Genomic DNA, 15703 nt, shown 5'->3' on the forward strand with positions numbered 1-15703 from the left:
GTCAGAGGACATCGAGCAGATCGGCCACCGGCCGCCGTGGGCTCGCATCGCCCTCGGGGCCGTAGCCGAGCCGGATCACCATCTGGACGTGCGCCATGGCCGAGACAGGGTCACGGACGGCCCACCGGATTTCCGGCCACTCCAGTGGCTGGGAAGTGACGGAGGCGACCAGCCCGTCCGCGGTGGCCCGGAGCAGGACCCGCTCCAGCGCCTGACCGGCACGCAGCCAGTCCACCGGCTCGTCACGGGCCGTCCCGAGCAAAGCGATGTTCGGGTTCTTCTCGAAGAGCGCCCAGCCGCGCCCGGGCACCGGACGGCCGACGGCGAAGTCACGTACAGGGGCCGAGGTTCCGCGCTGCCGCGGACCGAAGGCCTCGCCGGGGATGCCATCTGTCGCCCCGGTGGCAGCTGACGGCTCTGTACGTGTCCACCGAACCGTTTCACCGCGCACTCCCGGGTCCAGTGCCTCCCGGCCCTCGGCGTCCCGCACCAGCTCAAGGATCGACAGCACATGCCAGGGGTCGGGGAACACCAACTCCGCACCTTCGACGCGGGCGGCCTCGGACAGACTTTCCTTCGTGGCGACAGGGATTCCCTCGTCGTGGAAGGGGAGGCGGCTGGAGTGACGGCGGTGGATCGAGGGGGCCAGGCGGGCGAGCGTGCCGTCGGGTGGTCCGGTGCCGCACAGATGCACTTCGGCGAGGAACTCCGCGAAGGCGGGATCGGGTAGCAGCCGGAGGACCGGCGCCAGCCCAGCCGCCGCGGCGGCTGCGCGCAGATTGAGCAGCGCGGCGCCGCAGCTTATGCACAGGCCTCGATTCTCCGGATCGGTGTGCGGCAGTGTGCGCTCCAGGTCGGCGTACAACCGCAAGACACCCATGTCCCGCAGGTAGCGGAACGCCCAGGGCTGCGCGTTGTGCAGCGAGGGCGCAGCGGTGGCGTCTGCCACGAGCGCCTCGACAGTGTTCACGTCAAGAGGTTCTGCGTTCACGCTGACTTCCCTTCGCGCGAATCCTCGTTCCACAGCCCCGGCCCGCCAGGGGTCATTGGTCCCCGAGGCGGGCCGGCCGACCCTCCTCCGCACCGGGACCGGTCACGGGCCGGTTGCTACACAGCTCTCCGCTGAAAGAGGCCGGTCATGAACAAGCCCAAATGCGGTAAGCGGGTTTCAGGGTTTGGTGAGAGGCCCGGCGTGCAGTGCGTTCAGACGGCGCCCGTAGTCGTCCTCGTCGATTTCCCCGCGGGCCAGGCGCTCACGGAGGATGTCCTCGGCGGAGGGCGTGGCCGGGGCGTGGGTGTGCGCTTGGGGCTGGTTGAGGGCGCGGAAGAGCAGCACGGCAACTGTGATGATCAGCGCCCAGAAAAGGATCATGCCGGCAGACATCGCGAACCAGCCCCAGCCGCTCACGTCGTGGTCGTACCAGAACATCATCGCTACTCACCTACTTCGACCTTGTTCCGTTGCCGGATGCGGAGGGGTACCCAGCGACTTCATGCCTTCACCTGCATCGTTCCGCTGCTGGGCGCGGCGGTCTGGGGCCGAATGGTCCAGATCAGTAGGCCATTGCGCCCCTGGGGGCAGCCGGGTACAGGCTGAAGGGCGATACGGCAGGGGGAGGGGAGGAGCCCATGGTGCCCTCGAAATCGTCGTCGTCCCGGGTCTCGGCCGCCCTGATCACCGCGTTGGGCTGGTATCGCTTCAGCCCGCGCCGCGCTGGTGCCGCCCGGTCGGAGGGCGGGGTGCAGCGGTGGAGGTGGCGGTTCGGGGTGGCTCCACTCCCGACCTGATCAAGGTCCGCCAGGGCATTCCGGTGGAGCTGGTCTTCCACCGGCAGGAGGCCAGGGAGTGCACACCCGATGGTCTACCCCGACCTGAAGGGAGGCGCGGGCTCGTCCGCCCACGCCTCATGCGGTGACCGTGATCGCACAGGGCCGGTGGGCCCCACCGGGCGGGACGAACGGCAGCTTCCAGAGCTCCGAACGCGGTGTCAGGGTGGAATGACCTCGAACCTTGGAGGGATCATGGTTGCCGTGCACGGACCGATCGTTGTGGGGGCGGACGGTTCCGAGGGTGCCGCACTGGCGGTGCGTTGGGCGGCCGTCGAAGCCGCATCCAGGGGTGTGCCCCTGCACATCGTGTGCGCCACCGGCCTTGACACCTGGGGCGCGGAATTGGCCCGCGGTTCCGCGGTCCAGAGGGTGCTCGACGCAGGTCTGGACACCGTGCAACGTGCGGCCGCGCAAGCGGACGACCAGGCCCCTGGGATCCGCGTCACCTCCTTGGTCAGCCGCGACGCCGCTGCCCCGGCGTTGCTCGGCGAAGCGGGTGACAACGGCCTCACGGTGGTGGGTACCCGTGGAGCCGGAGGGTTTTCGGCGCTCCTGCTCGGCTCGGTGGGACTCCGCGTCGCCGCTTGCGCGACCGCTCCCGTCGTCGTGGTGCGTGGCACGCCCGGTCCCGTCACCACAGACGTCGTGCTGGTCGCCGTACGCGACGAGCGTGACCTCGACGTCATGCGGTTCGCGGCGGAGACCGCGTACCGCCACAAGGCCTCGCTGCGCGTGCTGAGCACCTACACCTACTACCAGTACGCCGGGAGCATGGTGCCGATGCTCGGCGACCTCACGGAGGCCGACGAGGAGCAGGCGAGTTCCGTCGCCCGCCTGATAGCACCTGTGCGGGACGAATTTCCCGACCTGACGGTGACCAGTGAACTGGTGCGAGCCCAATCCCCGGCCGGTGCCCTTGTCGACGCGTCCGCTCATGTGGACCTGGTTGTGGTCGGTGCCCGTCGGCCGACACACAGGCTCGGCACACCGTTGGGGCGCGTCGTCCATGCTGTGCTGCACCACGCGCACTGCCCCGTGGCGGTGGTCCCCTACGGCGAGCCTCGCCGCTCCGGTGACTGACCCCGCTCACCAGCACCAAGGAGCTCGTATCGGGCTGTCCCAGAGTTCGATCCGTAGGACGGGTCCGGTGATCCGCAGGTGCAAGTGGGCGGGTCCGGGGGCGTACTTGTGGGCGTTGGTGACCAGTTCGCTGACGATGGGCTGGACGGTCTCCACGGTGGCGGTCATGTCCGGGATGCCGTGGTCGTCTCGTACCTTCGTCAGGAAGGCGGCTGCGAGGTGGCGGGCCTGGGCGATGCGGGAGCCGTCGCTGTCCAGGGCGAGCGAGGCCTCCAACGGCGAGGCGGTATCTGGCTGTCCACTGCCGACATCTCCGGATGTTTCGTCCATTTGTGCCGGCTTTCGTCTGCTTCTCGGCTACCCCTCCAGGCGCCGTGTACACCAGCCCGGAACGTTGCTTGCGGCACAGTCACGGGGACGCCGTATCCGTAGGAAGCTGCTCGGCTTCCCTTCTCGTCCAAGGTGTTGGCCCTACCGCAGAGGACTTTTGAAGGGCACGTGGCGGACATTCACGACCCGGTCGAGCGGCCGCCCGACTGTCGTTCGCAGAGACAGCTGCCGCGGACATCCGTGTCCTGGCCCTGAGCGGCGAGATCGACGCTGGCAACGTCGGGCTTCCTGCGCCAGGCCCTTGAGATAGGCGCCGACGGGTCGACGGGCCGGCTGGTCCTCGACTTCAGTGGCGTCATTTTCATGGACTCGAGCGGCATCAGCGTCCTCGCTGCCGCAAGGCGCGATGCCGCGTCGGCCGGCGGCTGGATCCGGATGGCGTCGCTGAGGGCACCTGCGCGGCGCGTCGTCGAGATCGTCGGCCTCGACACGGTCATCCCGTGCTACCCCACGCTCTCCAGGGCCCTCCTGTCGTGAGCTAGGGCGTCGAGCACCGACAGTCGCATGTCCGCGGGGGCGTAGCCGACGGCAGGTAGGACGACACGGAGTGGCTGCTCTTCGTGTGTTCCATGCGGATTCCCGGCCTGCGCCTGACGCCTGCGGTGTACGCCCGACGGTCACCCCGCGTGGTGCGAGCGGACCCTGCCGGATCGCCCGTTTGTCGAGGCAGTACTGCAGCAGCAGCCCGCTGGCGGCCGTGCCGACGGGAACGCCTACGGCACGGAGGCGGTGTCGTGATGCCAGTGGGGGGGGTGCCGGTGTCGGGCCGGTGCGGGGGTGGGTGCTGGGGGCTGGGTGGGGCCGGTGTGTCGGGTGGTGTGGGTGGGGTTGGGTGGTTGGTCTTTTGTGGGGTGTTGGTGTGTGCGGGTTGTTGTGGTGGGGTGGGGGCCGGGTTTATAAAGAACCGTCCACCCGGTTTTGTTTAGGGGGATGGGTGCGGGGCGGTGACGGCTGCCGCCGGGTGGCGGGTGCCGGTGGCTGGTGGTCATGGGCCGTTGGTGGTTTGGCCGGGTGCTGGTGGCTGGTGTTGTGGCGGCTGGTGCCGGTGGTGGGCTGTTGGCGGTGTGCTGCTGCCGGGTGCTGGTGGCTGGGTGATCGGTGGCTGTGGTGGCTGTTGTGTGCTGGTGGCTGGTGTGGTGGTCGGGTGCTGGTGGCTGGGTGCTGGTGTGGCTGGGTCGGTGTTGGTGTCGGTGGTTGGGGGTTGGTGTGGTGGGTCGGGCGTGTGCGGATGTGGATGTGGATGTGTTGGTGGTGGGTGGGGGGCCGGTGGGGTTGTGTCTGGCGGCGGAGTTGGCGGGGTTGGGGGTGGGGGTGTTGGTGGTGGAGGTGCGGGAGTCGGTGGAGGTGCGGCCGAAGGCGACGGTGTTGCATGCGCGGTCGGTGCAGTGTCTGGTGCGGCGTGGTTATGGGGGTGATGTGGTGCCGGTGGAGTGGGGGACGCCGGCGGCCGGTATGCCTGCGGACGGTGCGTCTGTGGGGTGGATGTCTGGGGCCGGTGCGTCTGCGGGGCGGTTGCCTGTGGCCGGAGTGCCGGTGGGTGGGGTGGCGGGGGCCGGGCGGCTGGCGGGTGTTGGCGCGGTAGCGGCGTCGGGTGTGGGGGTGACGTCGGCTGGGGTGCCGGCGGGTGTTGGCGCGGCGGCGTCGGGTGTGGGGGTGGCGTCGGCTGGGGTGTCGTCGGGTGGGGTTTCGGCTTCGGTCGGGGCTTCGGCTCCGGCTTCGGTTGGGGTTGGGGCTTTGGCCGGGGCTTCGGTTGGGGTTGGGGCTTCGGTTGAGACCGGGGTTGGGTGCGGGGTGTCGTCGGTGTTTCATTTTGGGGGGTTGGGGGGGTTGGTGATTTCGGCTCCGGTGGGGGAGCCGGTGCCGGTGGTGCGGTGTGTGCAGGCGGAGTTGGAGGTGGGGTTTGAGCGGCGGGCGCGGTTGGCTGGTGCTCGGGTGGTGCGGGGGGTGTCGGTGACGGATGTGGTGGTGGAGGGGGATGGTGTGCGGGTGGTGGGGTGTGGGCCGTTGGGGTGGGTGAGTTGGCGGGCTTCGTTTGTGGTGGGGGCGGATGGTGGGCGGGGTGTGGTGCGGGAGTTGGGGGGGTTCGGGTGCCGGTCGTGGCCGGCGTCGGTGCGGGCGTTGATGGGGTGGGTGCGGCCGGTTCGGGTGGGGGATCTGGTGGAGGGGTGGCATCGGACGCGGCGGGGGTGGGTGGTGGTGAAGGGTGCGGGGGATGGCGGGGTGCATGTGCGGACGTTGAATTGTTCGGGTGGGGAGGCGGAGGGGGTGCGGGGGCGGCCGGTGTCGTTGGGGGAGTTGGGGCGGGAGGTGTCGTGGATCGTGGGGCGGGATGTGGTGCTGGGGGAGGGGCGGTGGTTGTCGCGGTTCAGTGATTTCTCCCGGGTGGCGGGGTCGTTCAGGCGGGGGCGGGTGCTGCTGGCGGGGGATGCGGCGCATGTGCATTTCCCGGTGGGGGGGCAGGGGTTGAGTACGGGGCTTTTGGATGCGGTGAATCTGGGGTGGAAGCTGGCGTTGTGTGTGCGGGGCGGGGCGGGGGAGGGGTTGCTGGATTCCTATGACGTGGAGCGGCGGGCGGCGGCGCTGCGGGTGGTGGACAACACGCGGGCGCAGTTGGCGTTGATGCGGCCGGGGGCGGAGCTGGATCCGTTGCGTGAGCTGGTTGGTGGGCTGATGCGTGATGGCGGGGCGGGGGGTCTGGGGGAGATGGTCAGTGCGCAGGACACGGTGCTGCCGGTGGCCGAGGGGTCTTCGTCGCCGTGTGAGGGAAGGTTTCTGCGTAATGGTGTGCTGCGGACCGGGCGCGGGGTGACGGATGTGATCGGTCTGCTGCGGGGCGGGGCGGGGCCGGTGCTGCTGCTGGCCGGGAAGGCCGGGAAGGAGGGCGCTGGTTTCGCGGAGCAGGTGGGCGGGTGGTCGGGGGTGGTGCGGGTGGTGCGGGTGGCGTCGGTACCGGGGGTGGACTGTGAGGCGTTGCTGGTGCGGCCGGACGGGTACATCGCCTGGGCGTCCGACGGGGGTCGGGGGCTGGATGCGGCGCTGACGGCGCTGCTCGGTCCCGGCCGCGCGGCCACCGTCCCGCCACCGGCGGCAGGCCCGGCGGCAGGGCAGGCGGCGGGCCCGGTGGCAGGGCAGGCGGCAGGCCCGGTGGCAGGGCAGGCGGCGGGCCCGGTGGCGGGGCCGGTGGGGTCGCGGTGGTCTTCGGGGACTGTTCCCGCGGTCCGCTGAAGGCTTTCCCGCCGCCTCCGCTGGTGGTGGCGGCCCTGCCGGAGCAGACGCCGGAGCAGACGCCGGAGCAGACGCCGGAGTTGCCGGCATCTGCGTCGGCAGCGGGGGTGGCATCCGCGGTGGCGCCGGGGGGTATCTGCGGTGGTGCCGGGGGGCGGTGTCTGTGGTGGTGCCGGCCTGGTCCGCCGGCCTGGTCCGTGGCGGTCTGCGGGGTCTGGCGCGGGTGTTGTTCCTGCGGTTCGCCGAAGGGCCTCTCACGGCCCCGGCGGTGGTGGCGGCCGGTCTCTGCGGCGGCGGGTGCGGGGGCGGTCGGGGGGTGTTGTTCCTTCGGTTCGCCGAAGGCTGCCCCGGTGCCGGTGCCGGTGCCGGTGCCGGGGCCGGTGCCGGGGCTGGTGGTGGTGCCCCGGGGTGGTGCGGTCGGTACTGGTGGGGGTGCCGGTCGGTCTGCGTGACCGGGGGTGTGTTTGCTGCCGCTGCCGAAGGGCCGGGGGCTGTGGGGCGGTTTGCTGTGGCCTGGGCGGTGGTGGCGGCGGTTGGTTCATGGTGCGCCTGCGGGGGCTGGCGGGGGTGTTGTTCCTGTGGTTCGCCGAAGGCTTCCCCCGCCTTCGGGTGTGTCACCGCTTCCGGGGTGTCGCCCTCGTCTAGGGGTGTCACCGCCTCCGGGGGCCCTCACCTCCGGGGTGCCACCGCTTTGGGGGGCCCTCGCCTCGGGGTGTCACCGCACCGTATCTGGAGCCCCGCCGCCGGGGTGTCGCTGCTTCCGGGGCCCTCGCCGTCGGGGGTGGTGCCTCCGCCTCCGGGGGCCCTCGCCTCTGGGGGGTGTCACCGCCTCTGGGCCCCGCCTCCGGGGTGTCACCGCCTCGGGGTGGGTCGTGGCCTCGGTGCGTGTCGTCGGCTTCCGGGGGGTGATGTTTTGGGTGCTGCCGGTGCTTGGGGCGCCGTTTGCGTCACCGGCTTCGGCGTGGCCGGTGGTGGTGTTCCTGCCGGTGGTGGTGTCTGCGGTGGCGGTGGAGTTTGTTGCCGGTGGGGGTGTCTGCGGGGCGGGGGTGCGGGGCCGGGGTGTGTGGTCGGGGTGGTCAGTTGGTGGTGGGTTGGGGGGTGTCGTGGTGGTGTTGCTGGAGTTCGTCGAAGACTTTTTCGCCTCTGCCGTCGGCGAGGTCGACGGAGGCGAGGACGGAGGAGTGGACGACGGAGGGCAGGAGGTGGCGCAGGAGGTCGGAGATGCGGCGTTGGAGGTCTTGGTAGTCGCAGACGGCTTGGGACATGGCCTGGACGCCGGCGAAGGCGCCGACCATGACGTCGGCGGTGGTGTGGGGCTGGACGTGGGGGAGGAGTTCGCCTTGTTGCTGGGCGGCGGTGAGGGTGTCGCGGATGGACTGGCTCCAGCGGGCGAAGGGGCCGCTGCGGTCCAGTCCCTGGGCCTGCTGGTCCAGGGCGAGGCGGACTCCGGCGCGGACCATGGGGTCGGTCTGGAGGCGGTAGGCGTGGAGCATGCCCATGTCGACGAGTTCCTGGACTTTGCAGGCGCGGGGGATGGAGGTCTGGCCGTCCTGCTGGGACAGGACGCCCTGGGCGAGGTGTTCCTTGGAGGGGAAGTGGAAATACAGTGCGCCCTTGGTGACTTCGGCCGCGGTGAGGATCTCGCTGATGGTGGCGGCCTGGTAGCCGCGTTCCTCGAAGACGCCGGCAGCCGCCGAGAGGATCGACTGCCGGGTGCGGATCGCCCGGTCCTGCATGGCCATGTCGGCCTCCTTCCGTGCTGTTCCTGCTGGGCATATGCCCGGTCCGCCGACCCGGCAAAAGAAACCGTCCAGTTTGTATATTACAGGTTGTGGGGTGCGGGGCCTCCTGTCCTGGTGGATTGCGGGGGACGCCGGCGTGCCGGATGTCCGGGAGAGCTGTCCCGGTCCGTGGTGAAACCAGGACGGGCCGGGGCGAAACCGGGGCGGGACGGGGTCGGACCAGGCCGGTTCGGTGCGCTTTCGGGCCGGAGCGGCGGTGGGCCGGGGCGGGGCGGCGTATCCGGCGGCGGGGATGCCGCTCGCGGGGGCGGTGCCCGGATCGCCCGTCCGGGGGTGGGCCGCCCGGTCCGGGTGAGGGCGGGTCCCCGGGGGCCGTCCGGTGTGGGGCCGGCTGGTGTGGGGTGAGAAGCCGGGCGGCCGGTATGCCGGCTGCGCGGATCGCGCTCGCTCACCTGCCGGGACCCGAGCGCCGCCGAACCCGAACCCGAACCCCGAGTCCGGTCCGGGGTGGCTGCGGGCCGGGTCGCGGTGGGATTCGGGCCGGTTCGCAGCTGAGCCGGCCGCGTTGAGGTGAAGCCCGGGCCCGGGCCCGCAACCACCCCGAGCCCGAGCCCGGGCCCGGGCCCGGGGTGGCTGCCGGCTGGTTCGCAGTTGGGCCGGCCGCGTTGGGTTGAGGCCGGGTCCGAGCCCGAGCCCGAGCCCGGGGTGGTTGCGGGCTGGTTCGTGGTGAGGTTCGGGCTGGTTCGCTGTGGTGCGGGCGGTGTTGGGGTGGGGCCGGGGTGAGGTGCGGTGGGGCCGGGTTGGGTTTGGGCCGGGCTGGGTGTGGGTTGGGTGTGGTCGGGGTTGTTTCGGGGTGTGGTTGGGAGGGGTGGGGTTGTGATTTTGGTGACGGGGGCGACGGGGACGGTGGGGCGGGCGGTGGTGGGCGGGTTGGGCCGGTTGCCGGGGGGTGTGGGGGTGCGGGTTCTGGTGCGTGATGCGGGGCGTGCGGTGGGGTTGCCTGCGGGTGTTGAGGTGGCGGTGGGGGATCTGGGGGACGAGGTGTCGCTGGGGCGGGCGTTGGCGGGGGTGCGGGCGGCGTTCTTGCTGACGTGCCGGGTGGGTGAGGGTGATGATGTGCGGTTCGTGCGGGCGGCGCGGGCGGCGGGGGTGCGGCGGGTGGTGAAGCTGTCGGCTGCGGCGGTGAGGGATCCGCAGGCGCGGGACGGGGTGACGTGCTGGCAGCGTGAGGCCGAGGCGGTGGTGTGCGGGTCGGGTCTGGAGTGGACGCTGCTGCGTCCGCGGGCGTTCATGTCGAACACGTTGGGGTGGGCGCCGTCGGTGAGGGGGGAGCGGGTGGTGCGGGCGTTGTGCGGGACGTCGCGTAATGCGTGTGTGGATCCGCGGGATGTGGCGGCGGTGGCGGTGTGTGCGCTGACCGGGCCGGGGCATGCGGGCCGTGCCTACACGCTGACGGGGCCGCAGGCGCTCACGGCGGGAGAGCAGGCGCGGGAGCTGGGGCGGCAGTTGGGGGTGGAGCTGGGTTTCGAGGAGCTGGGCCGGGAGGCGGCCCGGGCTGTGCTGGCCCGGCGGTATCCGCCGGTGGTGGTGGAGGCGCTGCTGGACAGTGCGTGCCGGCAGCGGGCGGGTGCCAAGCAGGTGGTGGAGCCCGCGGTGGCGGCGCTGCTGGGCCGGCCGGCCCGCTCCTACCGTGACTGGGTCGGCGACCACCTGGACGCGTTCCGGGTGCCCGGGCCGGCGCGGGGCACGGGGTGACGCCCGGCGGGCGGGCGCGGCCGGTGAAGGGCCGGGTCGGTGAAGGGCGGGCGGGTGCGGGCGGTGAAGTGCCGGGCCGGTGAAGGGCGGGCGGGTGCGGGCGGGGTGGTTGTGGCGTGGGTGTCCTGCTGCCGCAGGACGCCTGGCCTGCAGGCCCCCGCGATGCGTCCGCGGCTTCCTCGCACACCTGCCCGATACTCTCAACTTCCTTGCCGTGCGGCTGAGATGGGCTGCTGGGTTGATGCCGGGGGCGGGGCTCTGACGCTCTATCGTGTACGACATGTCCGTCCCTGAGCTGATCCGTATCGTCTCCCGTGACTCGCCCATGGCCCTGGCCCAGGTGGAGCGCGTCCGTACCGAGCTTGCGGTGCTCCATCCCGGTATCCGGACCGTGGTGGTCCCGGTCAGGACGACCGGTGACACGTGGATGGGGGATCTCTCCCAGGTGGAGGGCAAGGGGGCGTTCACCAAGGAGGTCGACGCCGCGCTCGTCGCCGGGGAGGCGGACGTCGCGGTGCACTGTGTCAAGGACGTGCCGGCGGACCGGCCGCTGCCGGCCGGCACGACCTTCGCGGCGTTCCTTGGGCGGGACGACATCCGGGACGCCCTCGTCCATCCCGGCGGCCTGCTCCTGGACGAGCTTCCCGCGGGAACCCGGGTCGGGACCTCCTCGGTGCGCAGGGTCGCGCAACTCGCCGCCTCCCACCCGCATCTGGAATGCGTGCCGTTCCGCGGCAACGCCAACCGGCGCCTGGACAAGCTCGCCGCGGGCGAGGTAGACGCACTGCTGCTGGCCGTCTCCGGTCTGGAGCGCATCGGCCGGCCCGACGTGATCACCGAGGTCCTGCCGGCCGAGGTGATGATCCCGCCGATCGGGGCCGGCATTCTCGCTCTTCAGTGCCGTGAAGCCGATACCCCCACGATCGACGTCATCAGCGCTCTGAACGATTCCGGCACCTATCGGGAGGCCACCGCGGAGCGGATGTTCCTGCATGTCCTCCAGGGCCACTGCAACAGCCCGATCGCCGGATACGCGAAGGCGTCCCGGGGTGATCTGTCGCTGCGCGCCTGCGTGTTCAGCCCGGACGGGAAGACCGTCCTGAACGCTCACGAATGGGCCGGGCGGCTCAGTCCCGCAGACCTCGGTGCCTCCGTCGCGCTGGCTCTGCTGCGTCAGGGCGCCCGCGAGCTGATCGACGGCATCGCCCACTGACAGCCCCCGTTACCCCCCTCCTTTTTTGTGGCTCCGCGGCGGAGCCTCGGCCTTCGGGCCCGGTAGCCGTGCCCCCTCAGCCGCGGCGCACCATTTCGTCGGCGTCGCCGTCTTCGGAACCGTGCCGGACGCTCTTGGCGGTCGGTTCCGGCTCGGGGTGCAGCTGGCGTTCGCGCAGGTCCGCCACGGCCAGCAGCAGTGCGATCATGCTGAACCCGACGGCGGTGAGCAGTCCCAGCTGAATGGCCGTGACGGACTGTCCGTGGCTGGCCTGGTGTGCGAAGTACACCGCGCCGACCACGGCGATTCCGGCTGCCGAGCCGATGCGCTGTCCTGTCTGCAGAACTCCGCCGGCCGCACCGGCACGGTGCACGGGGACGCGGGTGAGGGTGAGGGTGGTGTTGGGGGAGACCGTGAGGCCGGAGCCGATCCCGGCGATGACCATCGGCAGGGCCGTGGCCCATCCCACGCTCTGCAGGGGTACCAGCTGGACCGCCACGATCACCCCGAGCAGTCCCACCGCCACCGCGCCGAGGCCGGTGACGACGAGCATGCGTCCGTGGCGCATCACCAGGCGGCCCCCGATCGTGGCGCCGACCGCCGAGGCGGCGGCGAAGGGCAGTACCGACAGGCCGGCCGCCAGCGCGCTGTATCCGACGGTGTTCTGCAGGAACAGGGAGTAGACGAAGAAGACGGTGGTGAAGCCCGCGAAGTAGGTGAGGCTGATCAGGGAGCCGAAGGTGAAGGACCGCAGGGAGAACAGGCCCAGATCGACCAGGGGGGCCTGCCCGCGCCGCCCCTGGTGCCGTTCCCACGCCCAGAATGCGGCCAGCAGCAGCGCCCCCACCGGCAGCAGCGCCCACTTCAGCCGTCCGGTCCACTGCTGCTCCTGTACCAGCGGCAGCATGAGTGCGAGCACCGCGGCGCCGAGGAGCAGCACGCCGAACAGGTCGAACTCCTCCTTCTTCTTGCCGGTTGACGCCGGGAAGCGGGGCAGCAGCCGCAGTCCCGCGGCGAGGGCGGCCACCCCGATGGGCAGGTTGACGAAGAACACCCAGCGCCAGCCGTCGTCGGTGCCGACGGCGTTGATCAGCAGGCCGCCCGCCAGCGGGCCCAGCGCCGTCGAGACCCCGATGACGCTGCCGAGCATGCCGAAGGCCTTGGCCCGCTCGGCGCCCTGGAACATCTGCTGGATCAGTCCCGAGGTCTGCGGGGCGACCATGCCCGCCGCCGCGCCCTGCAGGAGCCGGAACAGCACCAGCCAGGAGGCGCTGGGGGCCAGGCCGCAGGCCGCCGAGGCCAGCGTGAACGCGGCCAGCCCCAGCAGGAAGGCCTGCCGCCGCCCGCGCATGTCGCCCAGGCGGCCCGCCGGGACGAGGACCAGCCCGAAGGCCAGGGCGTATCCGGAGACCACCCAGGACTGGGCGGCCTCCGAGGCGGCCAGCCCGTGTTCCATCGAGGGCAGCGCCACGTTCACGATCGAGGTGTCGAGCAGGGAGATGAAGCCCGCTGTCAGACAGACCGCGAGCGCCTTCCACCGCCGGTCGTCGGAAGCGGGCCGGGCCTGGACTGTGGTCATGGGGTCACGCTAAGCAGCAACGGCACGCAACGCAGGGAAGGAGCCCTTTTGCGCGCGTCGGCGCACCGGCGCCCCCGGCACCGCCGGCGCGCTCGTCGTCCACGAAGAGGTCCGGCCGTACACGGCCCGCTCGAGGTTCCCCGTTTCACGTGTCCTTCGGCGGCGCCGGATCCCGCTACAGGGCCCGGCCGGCGACGCCGATGTCCCACCGCAGGGCCCGGCCGGCGGCGCCCGGGTCCCGGCGGAGAAGGCGGGCCAAGCCCGCACCGGCTTCGGGGCGTCCGGTCCGGACCGGTAGATCCCCTCAGACGGCAGACGGCAGACGGCAGACGGCAGACGGCAGACGGCAGACGGTGGGCGGGCCGTGGCCTGCCGGGTCGGCGAAGGTGTGCGCGGGATCGCGGGCCCGGGTGGTGGCCCGCGGTGATGACCGCGCCTCCTGATGACGGGGAGCGCCTCGAAACCGCCCTGCACGGGACGCCGGGAGGGATGAGCGCCAAGAATCCGGGCGGCATGGTGACCGCCGGGATGCGCCGGGTCGCGAAAGGCTTTTGGCGCGCGGGTCCGCGGCGACGACGGCGCGTACTGCCAGAAGGCATCCGGACGGCGTCACAGCGCGTGAACCGTTCAGGGACGTCATGCCTGACCCCCCGAACCCTGACCCCCTGCCCCCCGAACCCTGACCCCCTGACCCCCTGACCCCCTGACCCCCTGACCCCCTGACCCCCTGACCCCCTGCCCCCCTGACCCCCTGACCCCCTGCCCCCCGAACCTCTGGCCCCTGACCTGTCCTGAACTGCCCGCGCCCGGCCGCCTGTTCCGGGGAGGGACGTAGAGTCATGCCCATGCGCTTGGACCTGCCGTCGATACGCGCAGAGCATCCCCGCAACGCTGCGCTGCTGGACTTCCTGCGGGCACAGGGTTGCCCGCCGAGCGGACCGGACGACTACGCGCTGGGTGAATGGCAGCTGCACACCCACCCCGATCTCCTGGACAGGCTGGCCGAGTTGGCCCGTCGTGCGCCCCTTCATGCCGCCTACGGCGTCCCGGTCCTGGCCCGCGAGGGCGTCGCGGCCGCCGCTGCTCTGGGGACCTCGGTCCTGCTGGTACGCCTTCCCGCGGCGCCCACGGACCTCGAGGCCGGCACTCCCGCCCCGTTCCTGGCCGGCCACGGATGGCAGGCCGTCGATGCCTGGCAGAGCGGACTGCCCTGCGCCGAGGGAGCCCGCAGGCTCTCCGGCGCCGTCCGCCGGGCCCTTGCCGGTGCCCGGGACCTCGCCTCGTAGCGGCAGACCGTCGACGGCAGGGGCCCGGGGCGGCGGCGTCGGGCTGTTTCCCGCCGCCCGCGGGCCTGCTGCGCTTTGGGCGGGCCAGGCCCCCCGTGGCTGCAGAACTTCACCGGACGGCCGGCGAAACCGGTTCGCAGGGTCCCGCCACCGGCGGGTGAGACGGCCCGCACGTTCCGGCCCGCACGTTCCGGCCCCGCGGCCCGGTCGTCGATGCCGGGCCGCCGCGGATACCGGCGGCCGTGCCCTCTCGCCGTGCCCGCCGTCCGCGGTGCCGGCCGGCCGCGGGTGACGGGGAGACCGGGGCCCGGGGGCCGGGGGCCCCGGCCGGGTCCGTGGCCGGCTGCGGGTGTTCGGGGCGGGCGGTCCGGAGGCGCAGGATGCGGCGCGTGCTGCCCGGCGTGCTGCCCGGTCGCCGGCGCCGGGACGCCGTGCTTGTCGTGTCCGTCGTGGCGGTCCGGCGCCCGGGATGCCCGGCCCGGCCGCGGGTGCCGGGGAGTTCGGGAGCCGGGCCCGCCGGCCGGCGGGCGGTTGGGGCCGGGGCCGGCGGTCAGGCGGGGTGGGGGCCGGTTCCGGTGGTGGCGGTGAAGACGGGGGTGTCGTTCTGGTGGGCGAGGATGCGGACGCGGCGCTGTCCGGCGTGGTCGGGCAGGGGGTGGGCCTCGATGGTGCAGGGGGTGTCGAGTTCCGCGTAGCGTTCGAAGGTGCTGGCGAGGTGGGCCACGAAGGTGTCCTGGCCCAGGGTGGCGACGGTGGCCTGGCGGGCGGCTTCGAGCAGGACCATGCCGGGGACGTGGTCGACCTGGTGGTCGAAGAGCACGGGGTGGCTGGTGTCGGTGCGCAGCAGCCAGCGCCCGCTTCGGCCGGCGGGGGACAGGACGACGTCGGCGGGTGAGGTGCGGCCCACGTGCTGCGGGGCCAGCGGCGCGGTCAGCGGTGCGGGCACCCCGGCCAGGGCGGCCTGCTTGCCGCGCAGCCGGGCGTAGACGGCGGGTGTGGTGCACGTGCAGGAACCGGAGGCGCTCGCCACCGTCTGTCCGCCGCGCCGGAATACGGCCTCGAAGCGGATGGCCGTGGCGGCGCCGCGCCGCCAGGTGACGTCGTGACAGGTCATCTCGATGCCGACGGAGGCCGGTGCGCTGCCGGTGGCCAGGTGCTCGGGGCGCACGTCGAGGGTGAGGCTGTGCATCAGGAAGGGGTGCTCGAGCGGCACACCGAACTCGGTGTGGGCGAGCAGGATGGCCGCCTGGCGGAAGGACTCGGCGGCGATGAGGGGGTCGTGGCGGCCCTGGACGGCGGTGAAGAAGCTGTGCCCGCGCGGCCACTGGGCGCTCACCTCGAAGCGGTCCGCCGCGGTGCGCGCCCAGTCGGTGAGCAGCACCTCGGCGACGCTGGCACGGTGGACGAGTTCCTTGGGCACCGTGGTGGTCAGGGTGGCGAACCGCGGGGCCCGTCCGGCAGGCCCCGCGGCGCCGTCCGGCGGGGCGGGCACGGGTGCGGTGGCGATCGGGGCCGGCCCGGTGCGGAACGTGGTCATGGACATGTTTCCCCCTGAGCTGCGTTGGCCTGGCATCGGATGTGCTCGCTTGAGAATCAGGAAGAT

The 15703-nt window shown here is 72.3% G+C and carries 12 protein-coding genes; 6 read left to right on the top strand and 6 right to left on the bottom strand.

Annotated features, from left to right (window positions below; translation table 11 throughout):
• Position 1: 1 nt before the first annotated feature.
• Both OOK38_RS30980 and OOK38_RS30985 read right to left on the bottom strand, forming a co-directional pair.
• Positions 2 to 991, bottom strand: a complete 990-nt coding sequence (locus tag OOK38_RS30980; RefSeq protein ID WP_266849066.1) for a nitroreductase — start codon at positions 989 to 991, stop codon at positions 2 to 4.
• 177 nt (positions 992 to 1168) lie between these two features.
• A complete protein-coding gene (locus OOK38_RS30985; RefSeq protein ID WP_266849068.1) occupies positions 1169 to 1432 on the bottom strand; it encodes an SHOCT domain-containing protein in 264 nt (87 codons plus the stop codon).
• Between the two features lie 599 nt (positions 1433 to 2031).
• On the opposite strand from OOK38_RS30985, the gene OOK38_RS30990 reads away from it, so the two are divergent.
• Entirely contained in the window at positions 2032 to 2910 is an 879-nt protein-coding gene (locus OOK38_RS30990; protein WP_266849069.1) for a universal stress protein, read from the top strand.
• A 6-nt stretch (positions 2911 to 2916) separates the two neighbouring features.
• On the opposite strand, the gene OOK38_RS30995 is transcribed toward OOK38_RS30990, so the two are convergent.
• Positions 2917 to 3240: a hypothetical protein gene (locus OOK38_RS30995; RefSeq protein WP_266849071.1), complete on the bottom strand. Its 324-nt coding sequence runs from the start codon at positions 3238 to 3240 to the stop codon at positions 2917 to 2919.
• A 270-nt stretch (positions 3241 to 3510) separates the two neighbouring features.
• On the opposite strand from OOK38_RS30995, the gene OOK38_RS31000 reads away from it, so the two are divergent.
• Together OOK38_RS31000 and OOK38_RS31005 are read left to right on the top strand one after the other, a co-directional pair.
• Positions 3511 to 3777, top strand: coding sequence for an STAS domain-containing protein (locus OOK38_RS31000; protein ID WP_266765508.1), 267 nt, complete (start codon positions 3511 to 3513; stop codon positions 3775 to 3777).
• A gap of 765 nt (positions 3778 to 4542) precedes the next feature.
• A complete protein-coding gene (locus tag OOK38_RS31005) occupies positions 4543 to 6525 on the top strand; it encodes an FAD-dependent monooxygenase (protein WP_266849396.1) in 1983 nt (660 codons plus the stop codon).
• Positions 6526 to 7601: 1076 nt separating this feature from the next.
• Here OOK38_RS31005 and OOK38_RS31010 read toward each other — a convergent pair.
• Complete coding sequence (locus OOK38_RS31010) at positions 7602 to 8267, bottom strand: ScbR family autoregulator-binding transcription factor (RefSeq protein ID WP_266766307.1); 666 nt, start codon at positions 8265 to 8267, stop codon at positions 7602 to 7604.
• Positions 8268 to 9143: 876 nt separating this feature from the next.
• On the opposite strand from OOK38_RS31010, the gene OOK38_RS31015 reads away from it, so the two are divergent.
• Positions 9144 to 10022, top strand: a complete 879-nt coding sequence (locus OOK38_RS31015; RefSeq protein WP_266766306.1) for an NAD(P)H-binding protein — start codon at positions 9144 to 9146, stop codon at positions 10020 to 10022.
• A gap of 280 nt (positions 10023 to 10302) precedes the next feature.
• A complete protein-coding gene (gene hemC / locus OOK38_RS31020; protein ID WP_266766305.1) occupies positions 10303 to 11235 on the top strand; it encodes a hydroxymethylbilane synthase in 933 nt (310 codons plus the stop codon).
• Between the two features lie 76 nt (positions 11236 to 11311).
• On the opposite strand, the gene OOK38_RS31025 is transcribed toward hemC, so the two are convergent.
• On the bottom strand, positions 11312 to 12814 hold the full coding sequence (locus tag OOK38_RS31025; RefSeq protein WP_266766304.1) for an MFS transporter: 1503 nt from the start codon (positions 12812 to 12814) through the stop codon (positions 11312 to 11314).
• 845 nt (positions 12815 to 13659) lie between these two features.
• On the opposite strand from OOK38_RS31025, the gene OOK38_RS31030 reads away from it, so the two are divergent.
• On the top strand, positions 13660 to 14100 hold the full coding sequence (locus OOK38_RS31030; RefSeq protein WP_266766303.1) for a hypothetical protein: 441 nt from the start codon (positions 13660 to 13662) through the stop codon (positions 14098 to 14100).
• A 550-nt stretch (positions 14101 to 14650) separates the two neighbouring features.
• On the opposite strand, the gene OOK38_RS31035 is transcribed toward OOK38_RS31030, so the two are convergent.
• The gene (locus OOK38_RS31035) at positions 14651 to 15643 is read right to left on the bottom strand and encodes a ScbA/BarX family gamma-butyrolactone biosynthesis protein (protein WP_266849073.1); all 993 of its coding nucleotides are present in this window, start codon (positions 15641 to 15643) and stop codon (positions 14651 to 14653) included.
• Between the last annotated feature and the right edge of the window lie 60 nt (positions 15644 to 15703).

The organism is Streptomyces sp. NBC_00568 (assembly GCF_026341855.1).
Classification (GTDB): domain Bacteria; phylum Actinomycetota; class Actinomycetes; order Streptomycetales; family Streptomycetaceae; genus Streptomyces.

Excerpts from the sequence above, each read along its gene's own strand:
- OOK38_RS30985 (WP_266849068.1), bottom strand. The coding sequence starts at position 1,432 with ATGATGTTCTGGTACGACCACGACGTGAGCGGCTGGGGCTGGTTCGCG.
- OOK38_RS30995 (WP_266849071.1), bottom strand. The coding sequence starts at position 3,240 with ATGGACGAAACATCCGGAGATGTCGGCAGTGGACAGCCAGATACCGCC.
- OOK38_RS31010 (WP_266766307.1), bottom strand. The coding sequence starts at position 8,267 with ATGGCCATGCAGGACCGGGCGATCCGCACCCGGCAGTCGATCCTCTCG.
- hemC (WP_266766305.1), top strand. The coding sequence starts at position 10,303 with ATGTCCGTCCCTGAGCTGATCCGTATCGTCTCCCGTGACTCGCCCATG.
- OOK38_RS31025 (WP_266766304.1), bottom strand. The coding sequence starts at position 12,814 with ATGACCACAGTCCAGGCCCGGCCCGCTTCCGACGACCGGCGGTGGAAG.
- OOK38_RS31030 (WP_266766303.1), top strand. The coding sequence starts at position 13,660 with ATGCGCTTGGACCTGCCGTCGATACGCGCAGAGCATCCCCGCAACGCT.
- OOK38_RS31035 (WP_266849073.1), bottom strand. The coding sequence starts at position 15,643 with ATGTCCATGACCACGTTCCGCACCGGGCCGGCCCCGATCGCCACCGCA.